The sequence below is a fragment of the Sphingomonas sp. GW821-FHT10F11 genome, assembly GCF_058809095.1.
Map to the genome: position 1 here is coordinate 129,219 of NZ_JBXASH010000010.1, position 25,527 is coordinate 154,745.

24 protein-coding genes are annotated in these 25,527 nt (G+C 67.5%); 15 read left to right on the top strand and 9 right to left on the bottom strand.

Features of this window, described 5'->3' with window-relative positions; translation table 11 throughout:
- Positions 1-124: 124 nt before the first annotated feature.
- Both AC1RT8_RS22300 and AC1RT8_RS22305 read left to right on the top strand, forming a co-directional pair.
- Positions 125-1,594, top strand: a complete 1,470-nt coding sequence (locus AC1RT8_RS22300) for an MAC/perforin domain-containing protein (protein ID WP_493078453.1) — start codon at positions 125-127, stop codon at positions 1,592-1,594.
- 278 nt (positions 1,595-1,872) lie between these two features.
- Entirely contained in the window at positions 1,873-2,916 is a 1,044-nt protein-coding gene (locus AC1RT8_RS22305; RefSeq protein WP_493078455.1) for a rod shape-determining protein, read from the top strand.
- Between the two features lie 191 nt (positions 2,917-3,107).
- Here the strand turns inward: AC1RT8_RS22305 and AC1RT8_RS22310 are convergent, their stop codons facing one another.
- Genes AC1RT8_RS22310 through AC1RT8_RS22320 form a run of 3 tightly spaced genes read right to left on the bottom strand, consistent with a single transcriptional unit; the run spans position 3,108 to position 4,929 of the window.
- Entirely contained in the window at positions 3,108-3,797 is a 690-nt protein-coding gene (locus AC1RT8_RS22310; protein ID WP_493078456.1) for a fumarylacetoacetate hydrolase family protein, read from the bottom strand.
- A 59-nt stretch (positions 3,798-3,856) separates the two neighbouring features.
- On the bottom strand, positions 3,857-4,240 hold the full coding sequence (locus tag AC1RT8_RS22315) for a VOC family protein (RefSeq protein ID WP_493078458.1): 384 nt from the start codon (positions 4,238-4,240) through the stop codon (positions 3,857-3,859).
- Positions 4,241-4,287: 47 nt separating this feature from the next.
- A complete protein-coding gene (locus AC1RT8_RS22320; protein ID WP_493078459.1) occupies positions 4,288-4,929 on the bottom strand; it encodes a cation efflux transmembrane domain-containing protein in 642 nt (213 codons plus the stop codon).
- 68 nt (positions 4,930-4,997) lie between these two features.
- Between AC1RT8_RS22320 and AC1RT8_RS22325 the strand changes: the two genes are divergently transcribed.
- Entirely contained in the window at positions 4,998-5,405 is a 408-nt protein-coding gene (locus tag AC1RT8_RS22325) for a MerR family transcriptional regulator (RefSeq protein ID WP_493078461.1), read from the top strand.
- On the opposite strand, the gene trxC is transcribed toward AC1RT8_RS22325, so the two are convergent.
- On the bottom strand, positions 5,402-5,854 hold the full coding sequence (trxC, locus tag AC1RT8_RS22330; protein WP_493078462.1) for a thioredoxin TrxC: 453 nt from the start codon (positions 5,852-5,854) through the stop codon (positions 5,402-5,404). The two genes, AC1RT8_RS22325 and trxC, sit on opposite strands and share 4 nt — an antisense overlap.
- Before the next feature lie 266 nt (positions 5,855-6,120).
- On the opposite strand from trxC, the gene AC1RT8_RS22335 reads away from it, so the two are divergent.
- The 3 genes from AC1RT8_RS22335 to AC1RT8_RS22345 all read left to right on the top strand — a co-directional run bounded on the left by AC1RT8_RS22335 (position 6,121) and on the right by AC1RT8_RS22345 (position 8,719).
- The gene (locus tag AC1RT8_RS22335) at positions 6,121-6,552 is read left to right on the top strand and encodes a hypothetical protein (RefSeq protein WP_493078464.1); all 432 of its coding nucleotides are present in this window, start codon (positions 6,121-6,123) and stop codon (positions 6,550-6,552) included.
- An 8-nt stretch (positions 6,553-6,560) separates the two neighbouring features.
- Positions 6,561-7,376: a ferredoxin--NADP reductase gene (locus AC1RT8_RS22340; protein ID WP_493078466.1), complete on the top strand. Its 816-nt coding sequence runs from the start codon at positions 6,561-6,563 to the stop codon at positions 7,374-7,376.
- A gap of 239 nt (positions 7,377-7,615) precedes the next feature.
- Positions 7,616-8,719 (top strand): NADH:flavin oxidoreductase/NADH oxidase, encoded by a 1,104-nt coding sequence (locus AC1RT8_RS22345; protein ID WP_493078468.1) that lies wholly within the window; start codon positions 7,616-7,618, stop codon positions 8,717-8,719.
- 3 nt (positions 8,720-8,722) lie between these two features.
- Here the strand turns inward: AC1RT8_RS22345 and AC1RT8_RS22350 are convergent, their stop codons facing one another.
- The 3 genes from AC1RT8_RS22350 to AC1RT8_RS22360 all read right to left on the bottom strand — a co-directional run bounded on the left by AC1RT8_RS22350 (position 8,723) and on the right by AC1RT8_RS22360 (position 11,509).
- Positions 8,723-9,979: an NRAMP family divalent metal transporter gene (locus tag AC1RT8_RS22350; RefSeq protein WP_493078469.1), complete on the bottom strand. Its 1,257-nt coding sequence runs from the start codon at positions 9,977-9,979 to the stop codon at positions 8,723-8,725.
- Positions 9,980-10,082: 103 nt separating this feature from the next.
- On the bottom strand, positions 10,083-11,255 hold the full coding sequence (locus AC1RT8_RS22355; protein WP_493078499.1) for a winged helix-turn-helix domain-containing protein: 1,173 nt from the start codon (positions 11,253-11,255) through the stop codon (positions 10,083-10,085).
- Positions 11,249-11,509, bottom strand: coding sequence for a hypothetical protein (locus AC1RT8_RS22360; RefSeq protein ID WP_493078471.1), 261 nt, complete (start codon positions 11,507-11,509; stop codon positions 11,249-11,251). Before AC1RT8_RS22360 ends, AC1RT8_RS22355 begins: the two co-directional genes overlap by 7 nt.
- A gap of 363 nt (positions 11,510-11,872) precedes the next feature.
- Between AC1RT8_RS22360 and AC1RT8_RS22365 the strand changes: the two genes are divergently transcribed.
- The 4 genes from AC1RT8_RS22365 to AC1RT8_RS22380 are packed head-to-tail and all read left to right on the top strand — an operon-like array spanning position 11,873 to position 17,745.
- Positions 11,873-12,223 (top strand): NHLP leader peptide family RiPP precursor, encoded by a 351-nt coding sequence (locus AC1RT8_RS22365; protein ID WP_493078473.1) that lies wholly within the window; start codon positions 11,873-11,875, stop codon positions 12,221-12,223.
- 58 nt (positions 12,224-12,281) lie between these two features.
- Entirely contained in the window at positions 12,282-15,524 is a 3,243-nt protein-coding gene (gene lanM, locus AC1RT8_RS22370) for a type 2 lanthipeptide synthetase LanM (protein WP_493078474.1), read from the top strand.
- On the top strand, positions 15,517-16,764 hold the full coding sequence (locus AC1RT8_RS22375) for a JmjC domain-containing protein (protein ID WP_493078475.1): 1,248 nt from the start codon (positions 15,517-15,519) through the stop codon (positions 16,762-16,764). The genes lanM and AC1RT8_RS22375 overlap by 8 nt, the downstream gene beginning before the upstream one ends.
- Positions 16,765-16,770: 6 nt before the next feature.
- The gene (locus AC1RT8_RS22380; RefSeq protein WP_493078477.1) at positions 16,771-17,745 is read left to right on the top strand and encodes a hypothetical protein; all 975 of its coding nucleotides are present in this window, start codon (positions 16,771-16,773) and stop codon (positions 17,743-17,745) included.
- Here the strand turns inward: AC1RT8_RS22380 and AC1RT8_RS22385 are convergent.
- Positions 17,727-18,815: an FAD-binding oxidoreductase gene (locus tag AC1RT8_RS22385; protein WP_493078479.1), complete on the bottom strand. Its 1,089-nt coding sequence runs from the start codon at positions 18,813-18,815 to the stop codon at positions 17,727-17,729. The genes AC1RT8_RS22380 and AC1RT8_RS22385 overlap by 19 nt on opposite strands.
- A gap of 139 nt (positions 18,816-18,954) precedes the next feature.
- Between AC1RT8_RS22385 and gntA the strand changes: the two genes are divergently transcribed.
- The 4 genes from gntA to AC1RT8_RS22405 all read left to right on the top strand — a co-directional run bounded on the left by gntA (position 18,955) and on the right by AC1RT8_RS22405 (position 22,342).
- A complete protein-coding gene (gene gntA / locus AC1RT8_RS22390; RefSeq protein WP_493078481.1) occupies positions 18,955-19,659 on the top strand; it encodes a guanitoxin biosynthesis heme-dependent pre-guanitoxin N-hydroxylase GntA in 705 nt (234 codons plus the stop codon).
- Entirely contained in the window at positions 19,656-20,252 is a 597-nt protein-coding gene (locus AC1RT8_RS22395) for a DUF1989 domain-containing protein (RefSeq protein WP_493078483.1), read from the top strand. Before gntA ends, AC1RT8_RS22395 begins: the two co-directional genes overlap by 4 nt.
- A gap of 107 nt (positions 20,253-20,359) precedes the next feature.
- On the top strand, positions 20,360-21,661 hold the full coding sequence (locus tag AC1RT8_RS22400; protein ID WP_493078485.1) for an acetamidase/formamidase family protein: 1,302 nt from the start codon (positions 20,360-20,362) through the stop codon (positions 21,659-21,661).
- A 27-nt stretch (positions 21,662-21,688) separates the two neighbouring features.
- Positions 21,689-22,342, top strand: coding sequence for a sulfite oxidase-like oxidoreductase (locus AC1RT8_RS22405; RefSeq protein WP_493078487.1), 654 nt, complete (start codon positions 21,689-21,691; stop codon positions 22,340-22,342).
- Positions 22,343-22,363: 21 nt separating this feature from the next.
- Here AC1RT8_RS22405 and AC1RT8_RS22410 read toward each other — a convergent pair whose 3' ends face one another.
- Positions 22,364-23,902: a hypothetical protein gene (locus tag AC1RT8_RS22410; RefSeq protein ID WP_493078489.1), complete on the bottom strand. Its 1,539-nt coding sequence runs from the start codon at positions 23,900-23,902 to the stop codon at positions 22,364-22,366.
- A gap of 248 nt (positions 23,903-24,150) precedes the next feature.
- On the opposite strand from AC1RT8_RS22410, the gene dinB reads away from it, so the two are divergent.
- The gene (gene dinB, locus AC1RT8_RS22415) at positions 24,151-25,188 is read left to right on the top strand and encodes a DNA polymerase IV (protein WP_493078500.1); all 1,038 of its coding nucleotides are present in this window, start codon (positions 24,151-24,153) and stop codon (positions 25,186-25,188) included.
- The last annotated feature ends 339 nt before the right edge of the window (positions 25,189-25,527 follow it).

Sequence of the window (25,527 nt, forward strand, 5' to 3'; positions counted from 1 at the left end):
CGGCGCCCGATTCCAACCCTTTTCCGTAACGTCATTTCGCTTCCGTCGCTATTTGTAGCGACATACGCCCCAGGTCGCTTGCGGTACGAGACGCGCTCAACATTTCCGATGGGGAGAGCGTGTCATGACGATGATTATGGTTGCACCGATCGATGCGCCGGACGGCGTCCTTTTCGGCCACGGCGTCAATCAGCTGACCGGCGAACGTCTGGCCGTCAGCTGCGTGCAGAATCTTCCGGCGCCGACGATCTCGGTGCCGTCGGACAGCGGCGATCATATGACCACGTTGGTCGTGCAGGACAGCTCGAGCTTTTCGCAGCTGATGAGCACGGTCGCCAATCTGAGCGCATCGGGCGTCAGCTGGTCGGCATCGGCATCGGTGTCCTATCTGCGCGAGCAGGCGAACAGCGACACGTCGGTCACCCTGACCTGGACCCGCATCGCGCGTACGCAGGACCGCATCGCCGACTGGGCGAAGGCGACGATCGCACCCGCCGCGCTGGACACGCTCAGGAACCACGGCGTCGACGCCTTCCTGGCCGAATACGGCACGCATTGCATCGTCGGTATCGCCTATGGCGGTTCCTTTTCGGGCTATTCGCGGATCGAGACTCGATCGGTCAGCGACAAGGAACAGCTCAAGGCATCGATCAGCGGATCGGTCTCCGGGTTCGGGGTGAACGGATCGGTCTCGGCCAGTTTCGAGCAGCAGCTGCAGAGCAGCAACATCCATTACACCTCCTCGCAGGACACCAATGTGGTCGGCTCCACACCGATCTCGTTCAGCGGTCTCGACATTGCGGGGATGCAGAACGCGGTCAGAGCCTTTACGCCGAGCGCCAACGGCCCCTTGCCTGGCATCAACGGCGCGCCGGTCGGGCTGATCTGCGTGAGCTGGAACGAATTCGCCGATATCGCCAATGCGCTGGGCGGCGATGTCGGCACGATCAGCCTCACCACCGTAGAACATGCGCTGGTCGGGCTCTCCGCCGACTATTCCGCGCTCTCCTATGTCGCCGGCACCGCCGCCAGCCTGCAGAATTCGCCGGCGATCATCCCGGCCTATGGCCCGACGCTGGTCGGGATCGGACGCCAGGCCGATGAAGCACGCGACACGATCGCCGGGCTGACGCTGCAGGGTGTCCGCGACTTCGCCCGCAACGGCCACGGAGACTATGTCGTCGCCTCGGCCCTCAAGCCGCAAATCGACCGGATCGGCAACGGCTATGGGGAGATCCAGGTCAGCTATGCGCTCGACTGGGCGTTCAACAAAGCGAGCCGCACCTTCACCAAGCTGCAACAGCCGGGCGGCGGCGAACAGAATCTGGGCGGGTTCGTTCACGCTCGGGCCGAAGGCAACGACGACGGCGATCAGATCCTGAGCCTGCTCTATACCTTCGACCGCGATGCCAACGGCATCCCCTTTATCGGGGCGCGGATGCATTATCAGGATCCCTATGCCCCTAACCAGCAGCAGGATCTGGCCAATGGGCAGCTGTTGCTGAACCAGACGTCCACCCTCTCCTACACGGCCGCGTGGCACGACTATCCAGATAACCACATCACCATCACCCTGGTTCCGCCGACGGGCTGAACCGGGGCGGTGACGTCGGCAGCTCAGGCCGCCGCTCGGGATGCCGGGCGGTGGCCTGTTTTCGTTCGAAGGTCAGGCGGACATGAGCTTCCACCGACAGGGCATCCGGCCCCAATCCGCCTCCCCCTCGTCGCCCGCACAGGCCGGTCGGGCGCACCGGTCCGCTGCGGACCCTTGACGCTCTCCGCCGACGCGCCCACGCCCCCGCCTTCAGCACCTATGCGCAAATCCAGATGAGCCGGTGTATCCGCGGCCATCTTTCGAGTGATTGATTTTAAATGCGATTTCCTAGCCTGTTCAGCCGATCGTCCAATGACATGGCGATCGATCTCGGGACCGCCAATACCGTCGTCTATCTGCGCGACCGGGGCATCGTGCTCAACGAGCCATCGGTCGTCGCCATCGAGACGCTGAACGGCGTCCAGCGCGTGCGCGCGGTGGGGGCCGAGGCGAAGCTGATGATGGGCAAGACGCCCGACACGCTCCGTACGATCCGGCCGATGCGCGACGGGGTGATCGCCGACATCGACGTGGCCGAGCAGATGATCAAGCATTTCATCGACAAGGTGCATGGCGGGAAGAGCCGGCTGCCGCGCCACCCCGAGGTGGCGATCTGCATCCCCTCGGGCGCGACCCCGGTCGAGCGCCGCGCGATCCGCCAGGCGGCGGAGAATGCCGGCGCGCGGAAGGTGCACCTGATCGAGGAGCCGATGGCCGCGGCGATCGGCGCCGGCCTGCCCGTCACCGAGCCGATCGGGGCGATGGTGGTCGATATCGGCGGCGGCACGACCGAGGTGGCGGTGCTGTCGCTGCGCGGACTCGCCTACAGCACCTCGGCGCGGGTCGGCGGCGACCGGATGGACGATGCGATCGCCTCCTATATCCGGCGCAAGCACAATCTGATGATCGGCGAATCCACCGCCGAGCGGGTGAAGATCGAGATCGGCATGGCGAGCGAGGACGCTGCGTCGGACGGCCTGATCATGCGCGTGAAGGGGCGCGACCTGGTCGCCGGCGTGCCCAAGGAAGTCGAGGTCACCCAGGCGGAGATCGCCGGATCGCTCGCCGACCTGGTCGGCCAGGTGGTCGAGACGGTGCTCGGCGCGCTGGAGCGGACCGAGCCGGAGCTGGCCGCCGATCTCTACGACCAGGGCATCGTGATGACCGGGGGCGGATCGCTGCTGTCGGGGATCGACGAGGCGCTGGCCAAGGCCACCGGCCTGCCGGTGATCGTTGCCGACAATGCGCTGATCTGCGTGGCGATGGGCGCCGGGCGGGCGCTGGAGGATCCGGTTTACAGTGGGGTGATGACGACGGCTTGAGGGGTGGACGCGAACGCGCCCTAGCCGACGATTAGAGCAAGGCTTGGTTGGCTGGAATCACCTCTCCTCGCTCGGCCCCGGACTTGATCCGGGGTTGTCGAAGCCCCGGTCTTCTCTTCCACGGAAGAAAGAACAGCCCTTCGACAAGCTCAGGGCGAACGGGTTGGTGGATCGACCCAACTCAAAATACGCTAGCTGGCGAACGCGATCCGTAGCGGCTCGGCGCCCTCGACCCTCGCCTCGAGGCGGTCACCACGGGAGATCGGGCCGACGCCGGCGGGGGTGCCGGTGAAGATCAGGTCGCCGGGCTTGAGTTCGACATAGGTCGAGAGCTCGGCGATGATCTCGTGCGTGCTCCAGATCATCTGGTCGAGATCGCCCGACTGGCGCACAGCGCCGTTGATCGCGAGCGTGATGGGGCCGCTGATCGGCGGAGCGCCCGGAGTCAGCGGGCCGATCGGTGCCGAGCGGTCGAAGCCCTTGGCCATGTCCCAGGGGCGGCCGGCCTTTTTCGCCTCGGCCTGAAGGTCGCGCCGGGTGAGATCGAGCCCGACCGCGTAACCAAAGATCAGCCCGGCTGCATCCGTCACCCGGATGTCGGTGCCGCCGCCGGACAGCGCCACGACCAGCTCGACTTCGTGATGGAGATCGGCGGTGCGGCTGGGGAAAGGCAACGGGCTGCCGCCATCGACCACGGCGTCGGCTGGTTTGGTGAAGAAAAAGGGTTTCTGCCGGTCGGGATCGGAACCCATTTCGCGTGCATGATCCGCATAATTCTGGCCGACGCAGAAGATGCGCCGGACCGGGAAACGATCGGCGGTGCCGGTAATGGCCAGCGTGGCGGGCGTGACGTCAAACGGCATGGCGCAGTCGACTTTCATGAAGGGCAATTGGCATGAATGGCGAGTCGACCGCGCGATACACGCCGCCGCGTCCGAGGTCAGGCAGGAACCCGGTGAAGCCCGCACAATTTGTTGCCGTCGGGATCGCGCAGATAGGCGAGGTAGAGCTTGCCGAAGCCGCCCTCACGGATGCCGGGCGGATTTTCGATCGGGGTGCCGCCATGCGCGACGCCGGCCTGGTGCCAGGCGTCGGCCTGTTCCGGGCTGCTCATCGCGAAGCCGATGGTGCCGCCATTGGCGTGACAGGCATCGGCGCCGTCGATCGGCCGGGTCACCATGAAGATGCCGCCCTTGTGCAGATAGATCAGGCGGCCATGATCGTCCTCGATGGCGGGCTTGCCGTCGATCGCGCCGAAGATCGCGTCGTAGAAGATTTTCGATCGGGCGATATCGTTGCTGCCGACCATCATGTGACTGAACATCGTGTCTCTCCCCTTTTCCCGGAACCTCGCCCGGGCGAGAGGGCGCGTCAAGGCACCGTGGCCGGCCCGGTGACGGCCGGCCCGCCGCGGAGTTCGGCGCGGGCCTGGCCGATGATCTGGGCGCCGCCCCACAGGCCGAGCCCCGCCATGATGCCCGCGACGATCAGGTCGGGCCAGGCGGTGCCGGTGCCGAACACGCCGAGCGCCGCAACCATCACGGCGAGATTGCCGATCGCGTCGTTGCGCGAGCAGATCCACACCGAGCGCATGTTCGCGTCGCCGGTGCGGTAACGGAACAGCAGCGCCGCGACCACGGCATTGGCGATGAGGGCGATGAAGCCGACCACGCCCATCACCTCGGCCCTGGGCGTGGTGCCCTGCACCGCGGCCCAGAAGGTGGCGGCGAGCACGGCCAGGCCGAAGGCGAAGATCGTGCCGCCCTTGAGCAATGCCGCGCGGGCGCGCCAGGCGAGTGCCATGCCGGCAACGCCGAGGCTGATCGCGTAATTGGCGGCATCGCCCAGGAAATCGAGCGCGTCGGCCTGCAGCGCGCGGGACCCGCCGGCGACGCCCGCGCCCATCTCTCCGGCGAACATCGCGACATTGACCGCAAGCGCGATCCACAGGATGCGGCGCCAGCGCGGGTCGTTGGTCGGCTTGGTCTCGCTCGCGCAGCTGGTGCAGGCCATCGGCATTCCCTCGACAGGTTCGGAGTCGGACAGGCATATGCACCCTGTAGCAACTACAGGGTCAAGCCATGGCGGCGGCATTCACGATCGGGCATCTGGCGAAGGCCACCGGCACCAAGGTGGAAACGGTGCGCTATTATGAGCGGATCGGGCTGCTCGCGGCGCCGGGCCGGACCGAGGGCAATTACCGCGCGTACGGGACCGAGGCGCTGTCTCGGCTGAGCTTCATCCGCCGGGCGCGCGACCTGGGCTTTTCGATCGACCAGGTGCGCGACCTGCTCGACCTGGCCAGCCAGGCGCAGCGCGATTGCGGATCGGTCGATGCGATGGCGACCGAGCATCTCGCCGAGATCGACCGCAAGCTGGCCGACCTGACCGCGCTGCGGCGGGAGCTCGGAGCGCTGATCTCGTCCTGCCGGGGCGGGGCCATTTCCGACTGCCGAATCCTCGAGGCGCTGGCGCCGCACGCGGCCTAGGTGCCCGCCAGCGCCTGTTCGATCCAGGCGACGATCTGCCGGGTCGGCATCACGCCCGAGGTTCGGGCGATCTCGCGTCCCTTGCGGATCAGGATCATGCTGGGGATGCCCTGGATGGCGTAGCGCGCGGCGATGGCGGGCTCGGCCTCGGTATCGAGCTTGGCGAGCCGCACCTTCGGTTCGAGCAGCGCAGCCGCCGCTTCGAAGGCAGGGCTCATCATGCGGCAGGGGCCGCACCAGGCAGCCCAGAAATCGATGACGACAGGCAGGTCGCCCTGCCGCACATGCCGGTCGAAGGTCGTGGCGGTGAGGTCGACCGGCTTGCCGGTGAAGAGCGGCCGGTGGCATGTACCGCAGGACGGGTGCTGGTCGAGCCGGCCGCGGGGCACGCGGTTGAGCGAGCCGTCATGCGGGCAGGCGACCAGCAAGGTTTCGGCACTGTCCGGCATCCACATCTCCTCGGCCATGCCAACCCTGTCGGGCGCGGGCGGTTCCCGCGCAGCCGCCCGCCAACGTCACCATGTCGAAACCGTTACGGAAGGGTATCAAAAGGCGGCGGCGGTCGCCAGTGACGTCATGGGCCGGCGGGGGTGCGATGGCGCGTTGCGTTCCCCTTGCCCGACGATAGCGGGCGATCGACGCGGCCAGCGGCGATCGGGCATTGACGCCCGCGACTCTCCATAATAATGCGACGCACTCGCAATAAGGAGTCGTCATGTACCGCTATCTCGACCGCGCGATCCGCCGGCTCGACGAGCCCGAGCAGTTCCTGCTCACCGCGATGCGGACATGGGTCGCTGCGGCGCGCGCCGGGCGGTGCTGCTGCCATGCGCTCCATGCCGGCTTTGCGCGGCGCGGCGTCGCCGAGGCGCTGCCCGATTTCAACATGATGATGGCGACGCTCGACCAGGACGGGTTCGGCCAGATCCGCTTCGGCGCCGCCGGGGCGGCCAGGGTGACCGACGACGAGGCGCGGATGCTTGCTCTGTTCGAGGTCGCGCGGGAAGGGCCGATCGCGCGGCTCAAGCGGGTGGCGGCCGGACTGGTCGCCGAAGATGCGGTGGCGCGGCTGGCCCAGTCGGCCGATTTCGTCGCGACCGCCATGGCCAGCGGCACGACCACGGGCACGGGGGCCGAGCGCTCATGAACATGCCCATGCGCGCGCCCCGCACCATTGCCGACCATGCCGCCTTCCAGACCGTGCCGGTGCGCTGGGTGCGGCACTGGAACGAGCATCTGTTCAGCTTCGCGGTCGAGCGGCCGGCGAGCTTTCGTTTCCGATCGGGCGAGTTCGTGATGATCGGGCTGCCCGGCGAGGGCGATACGGCGGGCCGCCCGCTGATGCGCGCCTATTCGATCGCCAGCCCGGCCTGGTCCGACGAGCTGGAATTCCTGTCGATCAAGGTGCCCGACGGCCCGCTCACCTCGCGGCTGCAGACGATCCGGCCGGACGACCAATTGTATCTGGGGAAGAAACCCACCGGCACGCTGGTGCTCGACGCCTTGCTCGGCGGGAAAAGGCTGTTCCTGCTGTCGACCGGCACCGGCCTCGCGCCGTTCCTGAGCGTAGCGCGCGACCCGGATGTCTATGACCGGTTCGGGCAGGTGGTGATCGTCCATTCGGTGCGGCGCGTGAGCGACCTGGCCTATCATGACGAGCTGACCGCGCAGCTCGCCGGCGACCCTCTGGTAAGCGACCAGGCACTGCTGCAATTCCATTATGTGCCGACCGTGACGCGCGAGCCGTTCCGCACCTGCGGGCGGATCGATGCACTGGTGGCGAACGGGCAGCTGTTCGGGCCGCCCCTTGCGGGTGCGAAGGCGTTCGATCCGGAGCATGACCGGGTGATGCTGTGCGGCAGTACGGCAATGATCCGCGATACGGCGGCGATGCTGGAGGCGTGCGGGTTCGGGGAAGGGTCCAATGCGACGCCGGGGCATTATGTGATCGAGCGGGCTTTTGTGGGGTGAGGTGACGCTGCCCCCATCCGTCATGCCGGACTTGTTCCGGCATCCACTGTTCCGCTGACTCTCCGGATTTTGAGTTTGCGGAACGGTGGACCCCGGAATGAGTCCGGAGTGACGAGTGGAGGGGCGCCGCTTTGCCAACTCACCCTTAGATAGGGGGTGCGGTTGATTGTCCGGTGCGCCATCCCGATCTGCACGGCGCGGCGGCACGTTGCGCCGGATACGATGGCGGAGACAGGAAGATGGCGGGACCCAGGCTGTTCGAACCCAGCTCGATCGGCGCGCTGACTCTGTCCAACCGGATCGTGATCGCGCCGATGTGCCAATATTCGGCCGTCGACGGATGCATGACCGACTGGCACCAGATCCATCTCGGCAACCTCGCTTTGTCGGGCGCCGCGCTGTTGACGATCGAAGCGACCGCGGTGCTGCCCGAGGGCCGCATCTCCTACGCCGATGTCGGGCTATACGACGACGCGACCGAGGCGGCAATCGCGCGGACGATCGAGAGCGTGCGGCGCTGGTCAGACATGCCGATCGCGATCCAGCTCGCACATGCCGGCCGCAAGGCATCGACCGATCTGCCATGGAAAGGCGGCGCGCAGATCGCACCAGACCATGGGCATGGCTGGCAGACGGTGGCGCCCTCGCCGATCAGCTTTCACCATAAGGACAATGCGCCGCTCGCGCTCGACAAGGTCGGGCTGGACCGGGTGCGCGATGCTTTCGCCGCCTCGGCACGGCGGGCGGCGCGGCTTGGGCTGGATGCGGTGCAGTTGCACGGCGCGCATGGCTATCTGCTCCACCAGTTCCTCTCCCCGCTGTCGAACCGGCGTGAGGACGATTATGGCGGCAGCCTGGAAAACCGGATGCGCTTCCCGCTCGAAATATTCGATGCGGCTCGAGCAGCCTTCCCCGCCGACAAGCCGGTCACGATGCGGCTGTCCGGCACCGACTGGGTCGATGGCGGCTGGGACGTCGAGCAGAGCATTGCCTTCGCCCAGGCGCTCGAGGCGCGCGGCTGCAGCGCCGTGCATGTGTCGAGCGGCGGGCTCGACCCACGGCAGGATATCCCGGTCGGCCCGAGCTATCAGGTGCCGCTGGCCCGCGCGATCAAGCAGGCGACCGGCCTGCCGGTGGTCGCGGTGGGCATGATCACCGAGTATGAGCAGGCCGAGGCGATCATCGGCACCGGCGATGCCGACTTCGTCGCGCTGGCCCGCGGCATCCTCTACGATCCACGCTGGCCGTGGCACGCCGCGGCCCATCTCGGCGGGCGGGTGAGAGCGCCGAACCAGTATCTCCGATCCCAGCCACGCCAGCATCGCGACCTGTTCGAGGGGTAGGTCTTACATCACGACCATCGCCGCCGCGGCGGCGGCCATCACTCCCGTCGCGGCCCAGCCGAAGAAGCGCAGGCGCAGCGACGCGGTATAAGCGCCCATGGTCGATGTACGCGAGACGACGATCATCATCACCGCCATGATCGGCACGGCGACCACACCGTTGATCACCGCGCTCCAGAACAGCGCCTTGATCGGGTCGATCGGCGACCAGTCGATGCCGATGCCGAGCAGGGTCGAGACCGCGATCACGGCATAGAAGCCCTTTGCCTCGAGCGGCTTGCTTTCGAGGCCGGTCTTCCAGCCCCGCGCCTCGCCGATGGCATAGGCGGTCGAGCCGGCCAGCACCGGAATCGCGAGCATGCCGGTGCCGATGATGCCCAGGCTGAACAGCAGGAAGGCGAATTGCCCCGCGACCGGCTTCAGCGCGCTCGCCGCGTCGGCGGCGGTGGCGATATCGGTCTTGCCCGAGGCGTGGAGAGTCGCGGCGGTGCCGATCATGATCGCCAGCGCGACGATGTTCGACACCGCCATGCCGCTGAACGTGTCGAAATTGATCCGGCGGAATTCGCGCTGCGCCTCTTCCGGCGCCTGGTTGAGCGGGTGTTTGGCGTCGTCGCGGTCGACCTCCTCGACCTCCTGCGAGCTTTGCCAGAAGAAGAGATAGGGGCTGATCGTGGTGCCGAAGATCGCGACCACGGTGGTGATCGCGCTGACGCCGGCGATGCTCGGCCAGACCAGGCCCCAGCCGACCGCCGCCCAGTCGACCCGCACCATGAAGACCAGGGCGACATAGGCGAGCAACACCAGGGTCAGCCATTTCAGGATCGAGGCGTAGCGGTGATAGGGCACGAAGACCTGGAGCAGCAGCGACACGACCGCGAAGACCGCGGTGAAGATATGATCGCCCGCGCCGACGACGAGCTGGGCGGCCTCGCCCATCGCGGCGAGATCGGCGCCGATGTTGATCGTATTGGCGACGAACAGCAGCAGCACCAGCCCGGTCACGGCCCAGCGCGGCAGGACCTTCTTCATGTTGCGGGCGAGGCCCGCATCGGTGACCCGGCCGATCCGGGCGCTGATGAGCTGCACCGCGGTCATCAGCGGATAGGTGAGCACCAGGGTCCAGAGCAGGCCGAAGCCGAATTGCGCGCCGGCCTGGGAATAGGTCGCGATGCCGCTGGGATCATCGTCGGCCGCCCCGGTGATCAGGCCGGGGCCGAGTTGCCTGATCAGGCCGGGTTCGTTGCCTTCAGGCTTCATGCACGGTCCTTGGTGAAGCGGTGGCCGGTATCGGGGTGATCGTGGATAACGGCGTGGGCGCGGGATCGTTCATCGTCACGTGCACTCCTGGCAAAGGGGGGCGTCACACGATCGGACCCACCACCACATCATCGAGCGCCAGCCAGTCGGCCATGCGGCGCAGCTCGGCGGTCAGGCGCTCCATCGTCTCCGGCGGCGCGCCGGGCTCGAGCGTGACGCGGTGGGCCAGCAGGCGCGAGGTCTGGCGATCGGCCTTGAGATCGACGCGTGCCACGAGGCGGCCGTCGAGCAGAAAGGGCAGGACATAATAGCCGTGGATGCGCTTCTCGGCCGGCGTGTAGATTTCGATGCGATAGCGGAAGCCGAACAGGCGCTCGGTCCGGTCGCGTTCCCATACCAGAGGATCGAACGGCGCGAGCAGGGCCGCCGCCTCCACCCGGCGCGGGCGCTTCGCGTCGCGGTGGAACCAGGCCTTGTGCGCCCAGCCCTTGACCGCGACCGGGATCAGCACGCCCGCCTCGGCCAGTTCGGCGACGGCCCGGCTCGCGTCTTCCGGTTTCTGGCGGAAATAGTCGCGCAGATCGGTGGTGGTGGCGATGCCGTGCGCGCGAGCGGCGAATTCGATCAGGGCGCGGTGCGCCTCGGCCTCGGGCGGAGTCGGCAGCGCGAGGATGCGCGGCGGGATGACGCGTTCGGTGAGGTCGTAGACTCGCTCGAAGCTGCGCCGCCGGGTCGCGGTGGTGATGTGGCCCGCCCAGAACAGCCATTCGAGCGCGTGTTTGGTCGCGCCCCAGGCCCACCAGCCGGTGCTGCTCTTGCCCTCCTCGAAATCCGACGCGGCGAGCGGCCCTTCGGCGCGGATGCGCGCGAGGATCGCCTCGGCCTCGGGCCGGCGCTCTCCGGCAAAGGCGCGCATGCTCTTCCAGCCCGCCGCGCCCGATTCCGCCCGGGCCATGCGCCAGCGCAGCAAGGGGTGAAGCGAGAGCGGCAGCAGCGACGCCTCATGCGCCCAATATTCGAACAGCCGCCGTTCCGACTTGCGGCCCCAGGCGGCGGTGTCGAGCAGGGCCCGGTCGTAATTTCCGAGGCGCGAGAAGGCGGGAAGATAATGCGCGCGGACCAGCACGTTGACGCTGTCGATCTGGTGAAGTGCCAGCCGGTCGAGCGTGCGGCGCAGGCTGCCCTGATCGGCGCGCGCGGGATGCGCGGGGCCGAAGCCCTGCGCGGCGAGCGCGATCCGCCGCGCCTGTGCCAGCGAAATGGTCTCGGTCAGGATTGTTCAGCCCGGTAGGCGGCGCGGGCATAGGCGTGCGCCGCCTCGCGTTCGCGCGCCGTCTTGAAGGCGGTCTCCGGATCGGGCGCGTCGCCGAGCGAATGCAGCAGAGCCCAGAGCGCGAAGCGGCGGCCGGGCTCGCGCTCGGTCCAGAAGGCGGTGCCGAGCCTTTCCAGCCCAAGCTCGATCGCACCGTCGTCGAGCGTCTCGATCTCGGTCGTGCCGAAATAATGATGGAGCAGCGCGTCGAGATCCAAAACCCGTTCCCCTGTGTACCGCCTTGCGGCGGCGGGCAGATGTGTACCGCCTTGCGGCGGCGGGCAGATGTGTACCGCCTTGCGGCGGCTGGCAGACCATGCCCTGCCCCGCGCCCGCCGCCAAGCACCCTTCTTGCCGCCAATTTCCAAGCTATTCCAACGGGTCGCGCGGCGATGTCATCGCCGTGCAACTTCCGTTCGATTACAACCATTTCCGTTGCATAAAACCTGCCGATCCCGCCCTGGCTCAATTGCCTTTGGAGGGGGCGGGTCTATCCTCCGCCGCATCGCGAATGCCTGGTCCCAGGTCTGTGAATCGCGACCGCGTACAGACGTAACCACTCTCAAAAAATGGAGAAGGACATGGGGTATTCCTCCGACCGCGCGCAGCTGAACGACGAGCTCGTCCAGAAGGCAATGAAGGACGACGCGTTCCGCCAGCAACTGGTCAGCGATCCCAAGGGCACGATCGAGCGCGAATATGGCGTGACGCTGTCGCCGAACACCAACATTCACATCCATGACGAAACGGCGCGCGACCTGCACATCGTGCTGCCGGCGGCACCCAGCGCCAACACCGAACTGCAGTCGGAAGAGGCCGATGCCGCCGATTGCAGCGGCTGGAGCTCGGTCGCGAGCTGCACGCTCGAATGCACCCAGTGCGGCAATAACGGCACCACCTGCGCGCCCGGGCCGACGGAAGAAGGAGGCTGATCGGCGCGGCTTGATGGCCCTTGCCGATACAGTGGAGCCCAGGGCTGGGGCGCCGGACATGGTACCGACGACCGACGACATGGCGCGCATCGCGATGCGCGCCATGACCGTCCATGAACGCGCGCGCCTGAAGCTGACGGGAGCGCCGGGCACGATCGCGGCGCGGCGCGAGACGCAGTGGCGCGAGACCGCGGCCAAGGGCGATGCGGCGGCGTTCCGGCGACGGCTGGTCGAGGACGGGTTCGACCCGAACCGACTGGCGGCATTGCTGGGCGATGCGCCGGATGTACCGGGCGCTCCCCTGCCCGGCTGGACCGATTTCATCCGCGACGCGCTGGCCGCGGCGGCCGGGTGGGGCGACGAACAGATCTTCGCGGCGCAGCCGGAAGAGGCGGGCAACCCGCCCTTCTACGCGCTGGTGCGGCCCTTTGCCGAACATGGTTTTGCATGCTTGCGCGCGGCGCGGCCCGAGCTGGCGGAGGAGGCGCGCTGGGCCAGCCTGTCGTCAGCGCGGGCGACCTTGATCCACCAGCTCGCGCATCACGCCGCGCTGGCGTTCAACCTTGAATTCACGCTTTATCGATCGCGCCGGGAATCGGGCCTGTCGGCGGCGCTGCGCCGGGCGCGCGGCCAGATCTCGACCGATTTGTACCGCGCCTTCGTCCGCGAGTTTTTCGACGGGCGCTGGCCCGCCTTCCTTACCGAATATGCCGTGCTGGCGCGGCAGATCGCGGCGATGGCGACGGGCTGGATCGAGTCGGCCGTCGAGCTGTTCGCGCGGTTGGAGCAGGACCGGTTCGAGCTCGAGCAGCAGTTCAACGGCGGCGTGGCGCTGGGCGATCCGGTCGCCCTTTCTTTCGGCCTGTCCGATCGGCACAATGGCGGGCGCGGCACGGTGATCCTGTGCTGGGCGTCGGGACGGCGGATCGTCTACAAGCCGAAACCGCTCGATACCGACTTGCTGATGGGGGAGCTGATCGGGTGGATCAACGCCGGCGCCGGGCTGTTGCCGATGGCGAGCGCAGCCTCGATCAACCGCGGCACTCATGGCTGGCAGGAGTTCGTCGGGAACGAGCCCTGCACCGATGCCGAAGCGGCCGGGCGCTTCTATGTCCGCGCGGGCTATCTGCTGGCGCTGACCTATGCCCTGGAAGGTTATGACTGCCATCACGAGAATCTCGTGGCGCGCGGCGAGCAGCCGTACCTGATCGACACCGAGACGATCTTCAATCCGTACAAGGAAATGGATGCAGGCAGCGGCAATGCCGCGTTGCTCGCCAGCGAGACCGTCTATTATTCGGTGATGCGCACCGGCATGCTGCCCAACTGGAACATCCGCGCCGATGGGGCCAAGCGCGACACCAGCGGGTTCGGCGGCGCCTCGGTCGCGGGCAATGACGATCAGTCGGTGAACGCCTGGGTGGGCATCGGCACCGACGACATCAGGCTCGAGCCGCGGAAAGTGCCAGTGGCGGCGATGACCAACCAGCCCCTGGTCGCGGGCGAGACGGTGCAGGCTGACGGGCATGTCGACGCCATCATTGCCGGGTTCCGCGCCATGTACCGCTTCCTGGTCGAGCGGCGTGTCGAGCTGTCGGCGCTGATCGCGCGGCACAAGGACATCCAGGTCCGCTTCGTGCGCAAGGCGACCAATGTCTATGCGCAGCATCTGTGGAAGCTGACCGACCCGAAATATCTGCGCAGCGGCCTCGACTGGAGCATCGAGACCGACCAGATGGCGCGCATGTATCTGGGCGCAAGCGGCGACGGGCCGACGCCCTGGGGCATGCTGCGCGCCGAGCATGAGGCGATGATCGACCTCGACATCCCCTATTTCCGCGTGCCGGCCGACGGGCTCGACATCGTCGACGGGGCGGGCGCGGTGCGGGCGCCGGGCTATTTCTCCAGCGGGTGCCTGGAGCGGTTGGGCCACAAGCTCGACCGGCTCGATGCCGACGATCTGGCGCTGCAGGAACGCTATATCGCCTGCGCCTTCCATGCGCGGGCTGCGCGCAGCTATCATGACGATCCCGACGCGGTCGCTGCTCTGACCCGGTTCGACAAGCAGGCGACCGGGCATCTCGCGCCGATCTCCGCCGAGGCGTGCCGCGCGGTGGCGGACGAGGTAGCACAGGAGCTGGCGCGCGAAGCGATCCGCGCCGGGGACGGCAGCGCGGCGTGGATCGCGCTCGAATATCTGAAGGAAGCCGACACCTTCCAGTTCAAGCCGATCTCCTACAATCTCTATAGCGGGTCGATGGGGCTGGCCTTCTTCCTCGCCGGCGCGGCGAAGATAGGGGACGACGCGGCGCTGGCCGATCTGGCGGCGGCGGCGATCCGGCCAGTGCTGGGCGCGATCGAGACCGACCTGGACGGGCTGCTGCGCTACGGCACGGTGGGCGGGGGCAACGGGCTTGGCTCGGTGGTCTATGGGCTCGCCTCGATCGCCGATTTCCTGCCCGGCCATAAGATTGCCGTCGAGGCGATCGAGGCAGCGATCGCCTGTACCGACCGGATCGATGCCGCCCTGCTGGCGCGCGACCGCAAGTTCGATGTGATCTTCGGCAGCGCGGGACTGCTGCTCGGGCTGGCCAAGCTGCACCGGGTGAGCGGCGATGCTAGCGTTGTGACGGCGATCGCGCTGACCGCCGATCATCTGCTCGCCAGCCGCAATAGTGATGGGCTGGTGCCGACCTATGAGGGCATTGTGGTTACCGGTGCGTCGCACGGCACGGCGGGCGTCGCGCTGGCGCTGATGCGGGCTTATGACGCGACCGGCGACGCGCGATACCGCGACGCGGCAATGGCACATGTCGCGTTCGAGGAAGCTCTGTTCGATGCGGAACGCGGCAATTATCCCGATTATCGCAGCACGCCCGAGGCGCCCGCCTTCCAGACCGCCTGGTGCCACGGCGCGCCGGGCATCGGCCTGTACCGGCTGGCGATGCACCGCATCACCCGCGACCCCGATCTGCTCGACCAGGCCAAGCGCGCGTTGCGGACGGCGGGCGACTTCACCCTCGACCATGTCGACCATGGCTGTTGCGGCAATATGGGGCGGATCGACATGCAGCTCGACCTTGCGCTGGCGATGGACGACGCGGCGGCGATCGAGGGGCTGCGGCGCGACGCCGCCTATGTCGTCGAGCGCTATCGCCGCGACGGGAGCTTCCGGCTGGTGCTGAACGTGCCGGGCAAGATCTTCGCGCCCGGGCTGTTCACCGGCGCGGTGGGGATCGCGTACAGCCTGCTCCGCCTTGCCGAGCCCGAGGCGCTGCCCTGTTTCCTGAGCTATGACTAGAGATTGGAGCCTGGCCGGGCTGCTCGGGACGGTCGGGCGCGACGATTTCCTGACGAAGCATTGGCAGGTCGAGCCGCTGTATGTCGCGCGCGGCGATCCTGGGTATTTCAGCGAGCTGGTCGGACGGGAGCAGGTCGATCACCTGATCGCGAGCCAGTGCGGGCGCGCCGACTTTCCGATCTCGGTGATCGGCGGACATCTGGAGGACAAGGAGGCACCGGAGCCTGGGCCGGCGGCGCGATCGTCATGGACGCCCGAAGCAGTCTACAAGAGGATCGGCAAGGGCGCGACGATCCGCATCGGCAACACCAAACATTATATCCCGGCGATCCGCCGCCTCGCCGCCTGTCTGGAGCAGGAGCTGAGCAGCGACATCGCGATCAACCTGTACATGACGCCGCCTTCGGCACGGGCGTTCGGCGCGCATTACGACAATCACGACGTGTTCGTCCTTCAGGTCGAGGGTGAGAAGCTCTGGACGATCCGCTCGCCCGCCGCCGAGCTGCCGCTTGAGGTGATGTTCCGCGGCCGGGAGGAATGGCTGAAGCGGCCTTTGCCCTATGAGACGAGCCTGAAGACCTTGCCGCCCGAGCATGGCTCCCGCACGATCCGGCTGGTCGCGGGCGACATGCTCTATGTGCCGCGCGGGCATGTGCATGAGGTGATGACCGGCGACAGCGCCTCGCTTCACCTGACCGTCGCGGCGCCGGTGGTCACCTGGTACGAGGTCGCGGTGCATGCGCTGCTCGCGGCGGCACGACGGAGCCCGGCGCTGAGGACGGCGCTGCCCCCGGGTTTCGCCACCGACTCCGCCTTGCGCGCCGAGGCGGCTAAGCGCGCGCCGGAGATGGTCGCGGCGCTGGCGGCGCATCTCCATCCGGACGACCTCGCCCGCTCGCTCGACACGCTGGCCGACCAGTTCGTCCATTCGCGCGAGGGGGACTGGCAGGGCGCGGGTGCGGACATGCTGCGGTTGGGCACGATCGGCGTCGACACCATACTTAAGGTCAGGCCGGGACTGGGCTGCAACGCCCATGCCGGCGGCGCCGATCTGATGCTGTTGTTCGCCGGACGATCGCTGAAACTGCCGATCCGCGCCGAATCGATGGTCCGCCATGTCCTGGCGATGCGGGCGTTCCGCGTCGGCGACCTGCCCACGCACCTCGGCGACGGGAGCCGGATCGTGCTGGCGACGCTGCTGGTCGAGAACGGGCTGCTGACCTTTGTCGATCCGGGCTGAGCCGGGGTGGATGATTTCGCCGAGCATCTGGCGCCGTTGCTGGACAGCGTGCCGCTGGAACTGGTGGGGGAGGAGGCGCGCGCGCGGATGCTGGCGACCGGCGCGCTGCTGCCCGCCGGCTTCGTGCGCCAGACCTTCGGGTTCGAATGCCCGCTGCATGAGGCGGCGGCACAGGCGGATATCCTGCTTTCGGCAGTGCGCGCGCGCGACGGGGCAGCGACCCTGGCGGCGGCGCACCGCTTGCAGCCTGAATGGGCATCGGTCTGGACGCTCGGGCATCTGGTCGACGCCGCGCGGATCGACGATGCCTGGCTCGAGTTCGATCTGTTCGGGCCCAAGCCGGCGGTGCCGAACCTGTTCTGCCGGCCGCTCTACCCGGCCGGCGATCTCGCGGCATTGCGCGACGGCGTGACCGAGGCTGGCGCCGCGCTGACGGATGCGCCGATGCCCGGAGAGCTGATCGAGGCGGTGGTCGGCATCGGGGCTGCGCTGCCGCCACAGGCGGTGATCTTCCAGCTCGGCGCGATGCGGGCGCGACCGTTCGAAGGCCTCAGGGTCTGCATCAACCAGATCGCGCTGGACGGGATCCTGACTCTGCTCGAACGGATCGGCTATCCCGATGTCGCGGCGGTGCGGGCGCTGCTGGTCAGGTATCAGCCGGCAGTCGGCGACGTCACCTTGTGCATCGACCTGACGCCCGGGCTGCGGCCGAAGATCGGGCTCGAGGCCTATTTCGCGCCGTCACGAACCGGGCGGTCGCCGGGCGAACTGCTCGACCGATTCCTGGTGCGCGCGATCGAGGATGGCCCCTGCCGGGCGGGCAAGGCCGAGGCGCTACGCATCTGGCAGGCGGCGGGCGATATCGTGGCCGGCGGCGACCGGTTCCAGCGCAGCGTACACCATATCAAGCTCGTCCATGAACCGGGTCTGCCCTATCGGGCCAAGGCCTATCTCGCGGTGCGTCACGCACTTTCGCGCTGAGTCGGCAGGTCGAGCAGGCCGGGGGCGAGCCGGGCCGACGGATCGAGCTGGTTCTTCCATTCGCGGAAGCGGGCGAAGCACTCAGGCCCGAAATGAGCGACGATGTCGAAGCCGGGATAGAGAAGCTCGGTCTGGGCATAGCGCCGGAAATCCGGATGGGCGCGCAGCCACAGGGTGAACTCCGCGTCGAGCGCGCGGACCGCCATGTGATCGAATCCGCCTTCCGGCGCCTCGCCCCAGATGCCGACAGCGACCAGATCCTGCTGCGCGGGATGGATCAGCGGCGGGGTGAAGCGGCCAAAGGGCAGCGAATAGGCATAGGCCGGCCGCGCCTGCCACAAATGGCCATGCCGTTCCCCGATCGCCGCCAGCTCGCGCCGGGCCTGGCCCCAGACCGGGCGCGGCACGAAGGCGGAGAACCAGATCGTCTTCTCCCAGCTATGACGGCTGGCCGGCACGCGCCCGCGCTTGCCGAGCGGGAAGGCGGCGTCTCCCCCGGCGCGCGGCCGGACGGCCAAGGTCGCCGAGACGATGATGCAGAGCTGGCCCATCGACCCGAACAGCCAGGCGAAGAGCGGATCGGCCCGCGCCACCGTGCGCACCGCGCCGTCGAGCGTGACGATGTCGATGCTCTCGACGCTTTCCCAGAAGCCGCCGTGACGCCAGCTTTCCGCACCGAAGCCGCCCGCCGAGACATAGCCCCCCACGGTCGACGCGGGCGCGTTGCCGTCATTGAGGACGAGCAGTTCGTAACCGAGCGGTTCGAGCAGGCGCTGCACGTCCCACATCGTCGCGCCGGCGCCGACGGTGATCGTGCCCGGACGGGTGAAGACATAGGAATCGAGGCCCCGGGTCTCGATCAGCACCTCGCCCGAGCGCGGGATCGAGGACCCGTTCATCGAATGGCCGGCCCCGCGGATTCGCACCGCCATGCCGCGCGCCTTCACCTCGGACAGGCCGGCCCACAAGGTCCCGACATCCTGGGGCACGAAGCGCCAGTAGATGCCGTTGCTTTGATGAAATCCGCCATAATCGGTCATCGGCCGCGAGGTCGGTTCAAACATCGGCATGGCGCGGAAAATGTCATACTCTGCCGAACCGCCCAAGCGCAGGTGGCCCCAATGTCGTTTCAATTCGTCGTGTTGCGCTTGCTTTCGATCAGTATGAATTCCGGGAACGGCTTGATCGACGAAGCGTCTTCCCGGGGCAATGTCCCCGCCCAGCACCCCCCTTCACCCCTGGCGGCACCATGCCCAGGACGAATTGCAGACGATGATGCATGCCATGGTCGACGATCCGGGCTTCCCCTGTGTCGGCGCCAAGGCGGCGCTGGCGCGCGGCACCTTGCAGGTGCTGGCGTGCAACCGGATCGACAGCGCGTGGGACGATCTGCGCATCCATGACGGGCTGATCGCCTTCGCCGCCGCCTATCGCGAGGCCCCCGCCCTGTTCCGCAGCTTCGCCGTGGTGTTTGAGGGGCCGGAAGACCTTTCCGAGGGCCTGTTCGAGGTTGCCTTGTGGGAACGCGTGCAGTCGTTGTCCGACAAGGATGTGTGGCGCGGCCAGGACTATGACCCGGCGGTGAGCCCCGACCCGGAGAATCCGCATTTCTCGCTGAGCTTCGGCGGCGAGGCCTTCTTCATCGTCGGGCTGCATCCCCGGGCCAGCCGCCCGGCGCGACGCTTCGCGCGACCGGCGATGATCTTCAACCTGCACGACCAGTTCGAGACGCTGCGCACCCTGGGCACCTATGAAGGGATGCGCGAGAAGATCCTGGTACGCGACGAGGCGCTGGCCGGATCGCGCAACCCCATGCTGGCGCGCCATGGCGACGCGAGCGAAGCGCGGCAATATAGCGGTCGTGCGGTGGGCGCGGACTGGGCGTGCCCGTTCCGCTATGGGGGCGACGCATGAGCGGCACGATCGAGATTCCGGAACGCAGCGGCACCGCCTTCCACCTCCGCAAGGGCGAGACCCTGGTGGTGATCGACCCGCGCGGCGAGCAGGTGGCTGACCTGCTGGCGTTCAGCGCGACGGATGTGGATGAGGTGATCTCGTCCGGCCGGACGCTGGATTATGCCTCGCGCATCTATCTCACGACGGGCGACAAGCTTTATTCGAACCGGTCCAACGTCCTGCTTGAGATTGTCGAGGACGTGGTGGGCCGGCATGACTTCCTGCTGACACCCTGTTCGGCCGATACCTTTCGGTTGCTCTATGACGATCTCGCGCCGCATCGCGGCTGTTTCGGCAATCTCGCAGAGGCGCTGGCGCCCTATGGCATCGTACCGGATCGCATTCCGACCGCGTTCAACTGCTTCATGAACGTGCCGGTTGACGGCGAGACGGGCGCGTTGAAGGTCCTGCCACCGATCAGCAAGGCCGGGGACCATATCGCCTTCCGGGCGGCGGCGGACCTGATCATCGGCCTCACCGCCTGCTCCGCGCCGGACTCCAATGGCGGCAGCTTCAAGCCGATCCATTACCGGATCGAGCCGGCCGCCTGACGGTCTGGTCGCGGGTTACGAAGGCGATCAGTCGCGCTGACATGCTTTGCATGGGTTTGAATCGGCGCTATCGACTACAGACGTAATCGATAGCGCCGGAGATTCACGTGAAGACCCTGCTCGCCCTTGCCGCCTTGTCGCTCACCAGTCCGGCCTATGCCCGGGACTCCGCCGGGACGACCGAGCATTGGCTGGTCGTCATCGACATGTGGGGCACCCCGGCCTATTCCACCATGACTCTGATCCGCGAGGAAGGCAGGCTCTCCGGCGAGCTGGACGGGGATCCGGTCAGGGGCGACGCGAAGGGCAAGGGGCTCCGCTTCGTCGCGACCGACGCGAAGGGCACCGAATATCGCTATGCCGGTATGCGCGACGGCGCGGCGATGTCGGGCGAAGCCGACTTCGCCGATTCCAACACGCCCGGCGCGCGGGCGCGGCATCGCTTCACCGCGCGGCGCCTGCCCAAGCGGCCGGACGGCCCGCCCCGGACCTACGACCTCAAGCCGACCGATTATTCCAACCTGTTCAGCGCCGATCGGGCACCGGTGCTGACGATCTGGCCCGGCGACACGGTGCGCACCAGCACGGTGGATTCGGGCGGGGTCGATGCGGCGGGCGTCACGCGTGCCCTGTTCGGCAACCCGCAGACCGGGCCTTTCTATGTGGACGGCGCGGTGGCGGGCGATACGCTGGCCATCCTTATCAAGCGCCTGACGCCCAATCGCGACTATGCCGACAGCCTGGACAGCATCGTCGGGCGGGCGCTCGGCACGAGCCTGGTCGCCAAGGCGGGCGATCTCGGCAAGCCGGTGCGCTGGAAGCTCGACCGGGCGACGGGCCGGGCCACTCCGGAGGGGACGGGGGCACTCAAGGACCTGTCGGTGCCGATGCGGCCGATGCTCGGCGGGCTTGCCGTGGCGCCGGGCTTCGGATCGGCGCCGATGTCGACCGGGGATACCGGCCGTACCGGCGGCAATATGGACTTCAACGAAGTGGTCGCGGGCAATATCATCTATCTGCCCGTCCAGCAGCCCGGCGCCCTGCTCTATCTCGGCGACGCGCATGCGCTGCAGGGCGACGGCGAGACGTCGCAATATGCGCTGGAGACGTCGATGGACGTCGAGTTCAGCGTCGAGTTGATCAAGGGCCGCTCGATCGGAGCGCCCCGTGTCGAATCCCCCACGCAGATCATGGTGCTGGGCCAGGCCGGGTCGCTCGACGAGGCGACGAAGGCGGCGAGCACCGGGCTGATCCAATGGCTACAGCAGGATTACGGCCTGACCCTGTCGGAAAGTGCCCAGTTGATGGGCAGCGCCGTGCGCCTCACCATCGCCAATCTGGCGGGGCGCAGCGTCGGAGTCTCCGCGCGGATCGACAAGGCTCTGCTGCCGGCGAAGCGCGTGCTATAGGGGAGGCGCACGGCACAGGAGCGCGGGATGGACGACGAGGTCCCCGAAACGAGCAAGCTCACCCGATCGAAGCAGCGCTGGGCGAGCGAGGGCAAGTTCCTGACCGGCCACAATGCGCGACCCGACACCGAGCGCCTGCCGCCGGGCCAGCATCTGGTGCGCGACTGGCCGGTGCTCGACCTGGGCCAGCAGCCCGACGTGCCGACCGAGCGCTGGATGCTGACGGTCGGCGGCTTGGTCGACCATCCGGTCGCACTCGACTGGAAGGCGTTCATGGCGCTGCCGCAAACGGGCATCCGCACCGACATCCACTGCGTCACCACCTGGTCGCGTTATGACAATGACTGGCAGGGCGTGCTGACCCGCGACCTGCTCGACCTGGTCCAGCCGGGCGACGACGCGCGCTTCGTGCTGCTGCACGGCTATGACGGCTATAGCACCAACCTGCCGCTGGCCGATTTTGCCGCGTCCGACGCGATCCTGGCGCATGGCTGGCAGGGCAAACCGCTCGCCCGCGAGCATGGCGGGCCGGCGCGGCTGGTCGTGCCGCATCTCTATTTCTGGAAGAGCGCGAAGTGGATCAAGGGGATCGACTTCCTGGCCGCGGACAAGGCGGGGTTCTGGGAGGTCAACGGCTACCATAGGCGCGGCGATCCCTGGACCGAGGAGCGTTATAGCTGACCTGCCGGATCGCCGACCCGCTTATTGCGCTGGATAGCGCGGAGAGAGCGCGTCGATGATCGCCGCGACCTTGAGCACGCGCCAGCTATAGTCGGTGTAGCGGGCAGGCACGGCGCCGATCGTGACGAAGACGACATTGATCGAGGCTTCGTTGCCGCTCGGCGTGCCATCCTCAGCCGGGGCTCCCTGAAATGTCATCACCCGTTGCGACGTGCGGCGCGACAACAGCAATATTCCGTCCTTGCCTTCGCGCCGGGCCAGGGTCGCAGCGCTGAGCAGCGCCAGTTCCTCCACCGTCGCCTTGCTCGCCACGGCGTGCGCGAAGCGGACCGTGCGTACGTCCGGGTCATCGAGCCGCCGTTGGGAAAAGCCGTTGTCGCTGAGGAAATAGCCGTCCCCTGCGCGCTTGACCTTCGGCTGCATCGCCGCGGTCTCGGGGCGGGGCAGCGCCTCCCTCATATCGGCGAGCGACAACTTCAGACCCGATCGGCGGGTCGCGTCGAAGCGCTGACGGATTTCCGCGACGAGCCGATCCCGTTCGGCGGCATCGGCCGCCACCGGGGCCGGGAGGTGCGCGAGCAAGTCCACCGAGATCAACAGAGGCGACGGCCTGGTCTCTCGTTCGGACAGGGTCTTGAAGCCGGCGCCGAGGTCCTCCGGCGTCCTGGCCGCGATCCCTTCGCGGAAGGATGCTGCCCATTCCCATTGCGCCAATGAGGTAGCTGCGTCGTTGGCCGCCGCGACCCGCCATCCATAATCGGTCGCGACCGCGCGCGAAATCTTGCGGCCCGGTTCCGGCTCAGGCGGGCGGGCCCTTGCCGCCTCGATATCCTGCCGCGCAGCCGCGAGCACAGCCTTGGCGGCCGGAATCCGGCCGGTAGCGACCAGCGCATAGGCGTAACCGCCGGCCAGCACTGCCCGATCCCGGATCATGTCATATTTTTGCTGGTCGGCACCCACGATGACCCAGTTGCCGCGGGTGGCAGGAAGATCGAAATCGATCTGTCCGCCGACCTGGGCAGCGAGATCGAACCTGCCGCTTGCCATCGCCGTCCAGAAATAGGGCGATAGCAATTCCGGATTGACCGGCGCCGCGGCTTTCATCTGCGCCAGTTGCGCGTCGAGACCGGGATCGATCTGCATCCGCAGACTGAAGGCGGCCTGCAGCGTCGACGGCGAATAGGGGCGCGCCGCGGAAACCGCGTCGGCCTCTGCGAATGCATCCAGCTTCCGGGCGAGAGTGGACAGAGCGAAGGCCCGCACCATGCGATTGCCCAACGCCACACTGTCGCTGAAATAGCGATTGCTCATGCCCGCGCCGACCGCGTCCGACGCCGTCAGCGATTCGAGCGCGCCGGCAGCGTCGGTGCCGGCGATCTGATGCAAGGCCTTTGCCTGGAGCAGATGGGCGCGACGGAGCGCGAAGGCAGGTAGTAGCGCCGGATCGGCCAGCGCCGCGTCGCAGGCGGCGATGCCCTTGCCCGGGAAGATGGTGGCGCTGCCCTTGCGAATATCGGTGCTGGCGGCCGTCAGACCGAACAGGCGGTCCGCGGTCGTCATGCCGTCCGCCTTCGTGGTCGGCGCGCCATAGCCGTCACAGACTGGAAAATCCGCCGGCGCCGCCCTTGCGGGTTGAACGAAGAGGGGCGCTGCCAGCGCCAGAATCTTCCAGTATTTTCGCATATTACCCCCTGCCCCGCGGCAGGATTTAGGCGGCTCGCGCGCACCTGTCGAGCGTGCGGCTGGTCCCTTGGCCGAAATCATGCTGAGTAAGCCGCGCCGTGACCCGCAAGATCATCCATGTCGATATGGACGCTTTCTACGCGTCGGTGGAGCAGCGCGACGACCCCAGCCTGCGCGGCCGGCCAGTGGCGGTGGGCAGCCCGAGCGGGCGTGGCGTCGTCGCGGCGGCGAGTTACGAGGCGCGGCGATTCGGGGTGCGATCCGCGATGCCGTCGGTCACGGCGCTCAGGCGGTGTACCGAACTCGTGTTCGTGCCGCCGCGCTTCGACGTGTACCGCGCCGTCTCGCAGCAGATCCGGGCGATCTTCCTCGACTATACGCCGTTGGTGGAGCCGCTGTCGCTTGACGAGGCCTATCTCGACGTGACCGAGAATCTGCGCGGGCTCCCTTCCGCGACGGAGACGGCGGCGGAGATAAGGGCGCGGATCTTCGAGACGACGGGGCTGACGGCGTCAGCGGGCGTTTCCTACAACAAGTTCCTCGCCAAGCTCGCCTCGGACCAGAACAAGCCCAATGGGCAATGCGTGATCACGCCGGGCGCGGGCGCGGCGTTCGTCGAGAAGCTCGAGGTCGGGCGATTCCACGGTGTCGGCCCGAAGACCGCGGAGAAGATGAACCGGCTGGGCATCTTCACCGGCGCCGATCTGCGCGCGCAGGAAATGGCGTTCCTGCAGGCGCATTTCGGCAAGGCAGGCACCTGGTACCACGCGATCGCGCGGGGCGAGGACGACCGGATCGTCAATCCCGACCGGCCCCGCAAATCCTCGGGCTCGGAGACGACCTATACCGAGGACCGCGAGACGCCCGAACAGGTCGAAGAGGGCGTGCGGGCGATGGCCGATGACGTATGGGCCTGGTGCGAGAAATCGGGCGGGCGCGGGCGGACGGTGACGGTGAAATGCCGCTATGCTGATTTCCAGACGGTGACGCGCAGCCGAACGCGGAACGCGCCGGTGAACGACCGCGAGACGCTGCACGAGACGGCGGTCGCGCTGGTGCGGACATTGTATCCGCTGCGGGCGGGAATCCGGCTGATCGGGGTGACCCTGTCGACCTTCGACGGGGGTGAAGACGAAGCCCAGCTCGATTTGCTGGGATCGTGAGAACGGACATTGAGAAAGAGCGCCGGCGATTGTGACCGTCGGAATGTTGGTTCTAGTCACGTATGTTGATGTTTTGAATCGAGCGTCGCGCGCGGCAAAATGTCATGCGGTTCGCTGACATTTTGAGCGTTGGTTTGGAGACGCAAAAAAGCCCGCGAAGCGGGGGCTTTGCGGGCTATGGTTGTTGTAAATGTCAGTAGGGTCGCTGACATTTTGTGGTGAGTTGGGGGTACAAAAAAGCCCGCGAGGCTAGGGGCCTGCGGGTTTGACGTTGGTTGCGGGGACAGGATTTGAACCTGTGACCTTCAGGTTATGAGCCTGACGAGCTACCGGGCTGCT

Bases quoted from the DNA above. Each gene is read 5' to 3' on its own strand.
- AC1RT8_RS22300 (WP_493078453.1), top strand. From the start codon at position 125: ATGACGATGATTATGGTTGCACCGATCGATGCGCCGGACGGCGTCCTT.
- AC1RT8_RS22305 (WP_493078455.1), top strand. From the start codon at position 1,873: ATGCGATTTCCTAGCCTGTTCAGCCGATCGTCCAATGACATGGCGATC.
- AC1RT8_RS22310 (WP_493078456.1), bottom strand. From the start codon at position 3,797: ATGAAAGTCGACTGCGCCATGCCGTTTGACGTCACGCCCGCCACGCTG.
- AC1RT8_RS22315 (WP_493078458.1), bottom strand. From the start codon at position 4,240: ATGTTCAGTCACATGATGGTCGGCAGCAACGATATCGCCCGATCGAAA.
- AC1RT8_RS22320 (WP_493078459.1), bottom strand. From the start codon at position 4,929: ATGGCCTGCACCAGCTGCGCGAGCGAGACCAAGCCGACCAACGACCCG.
- AC1RT8_RS22325 (WP_493078461.1), top strand. From the start codon at position 4,998: ATGGCGGCGGCATTCACGATCGGGCATCTGGCGAAGGCCACCGGCACC.
- trxC (WP_493078462.1), bottom strand. From the start codon at position 5,854: ATGCCGGACAGTGCCGAAACCTTGCTGGTCGCCTGCCCGCATGACGGC.
- AC1RT8_RS22335 (WP_493078464.1), top strand. From the start codon at position 6,121: ATGTACCGCTATCTCGACCGCGCGATCCGCCGGCTCGACGAGCCCGAG.
- AC1RT8_RS22340 (WP_493078466.1), top strand. From the start codon at position 6,561: ATGCGCGCGCCCCGCACCATTGCCGACCATGCCGCCTTCCAGACCGTG.
- AC1RT8_RS22345 (WP_493078468.1), top strand. From the start codon at position 7,616: ATGGCGGGACCCAGGCTGTTCGAACCCAGCTCGATCGGCGCGCTGACT.
- AC1RT8_RS22350 (WP_493078469.1), bottom strand. From the start codon at position 9,979: ATGAAGCCTGAAGGCAACGAACCCGGCCTGATCAGGCAACTCGGCCCC.
- AC1RT8_RS22365 (WP_493078473.1), top strand. From the start codon at position 11,873: ATGGGGTATTCCTCCGACCGCGCGCAGCTGAACGACGAGCTCGTCCAG.
- lanM (WP_493078474.1), top strand. From the start codon at position 12,282: ATGGTACCGACGACCGACGACATGGCGCGCATCGCGATGCGCGCCATG.
- AC1RT8_RS22375 (WP_493078475.1), top strand. From the start codon at position 15,517: ATGACTAGAGATTGGAGCCTGGCCGGGCTGCTCGGGACGGTCGGGCGC.
- AC1RT8_RS22385 (WP_493078479.1), bottom strand. From the start codon at position 18,815: ATGCCGATGTTTGAACCGACCTCGCGGCCGATGACCGATTATGGCGGA.
- gntA (WP_493078481.1), top strand. From the start codon at position 18,955: ATGTCCCCGCCCAGCACCCCCCTTCACCCCTGGCGGCACCATGCCCAG.
- AC1RT8_RS22395 (WP_493078483.1), top strand. From the start codon at position 19,656: ATGAGCGGCACGATCGAGATTCCGGAACGCAGCGGCACCGCCTTCCAC.
- AC1RT8_RS22405 (WP_493078487.1), top strand. From the start codon at position 21,689: ATGGACGACGAGGTCCCCGAAACGAGCAAGCTCACCCGATCGAAGCAG.
- AC1RT8_RS22410 (WP_493078489.1), bottom strand. From the start codon at position 23,902: ATGACGACCGCGGACCGCCTGTTCGGTCTGACGGCCGCCAGCACCGAT.
- dinB (WP_493078500.1), top strand. From the start codon at position 24,151: ATGGACGCTTTCTACGCGTCGGTGGAGCAGCGCGACGACCCCAGCCTG.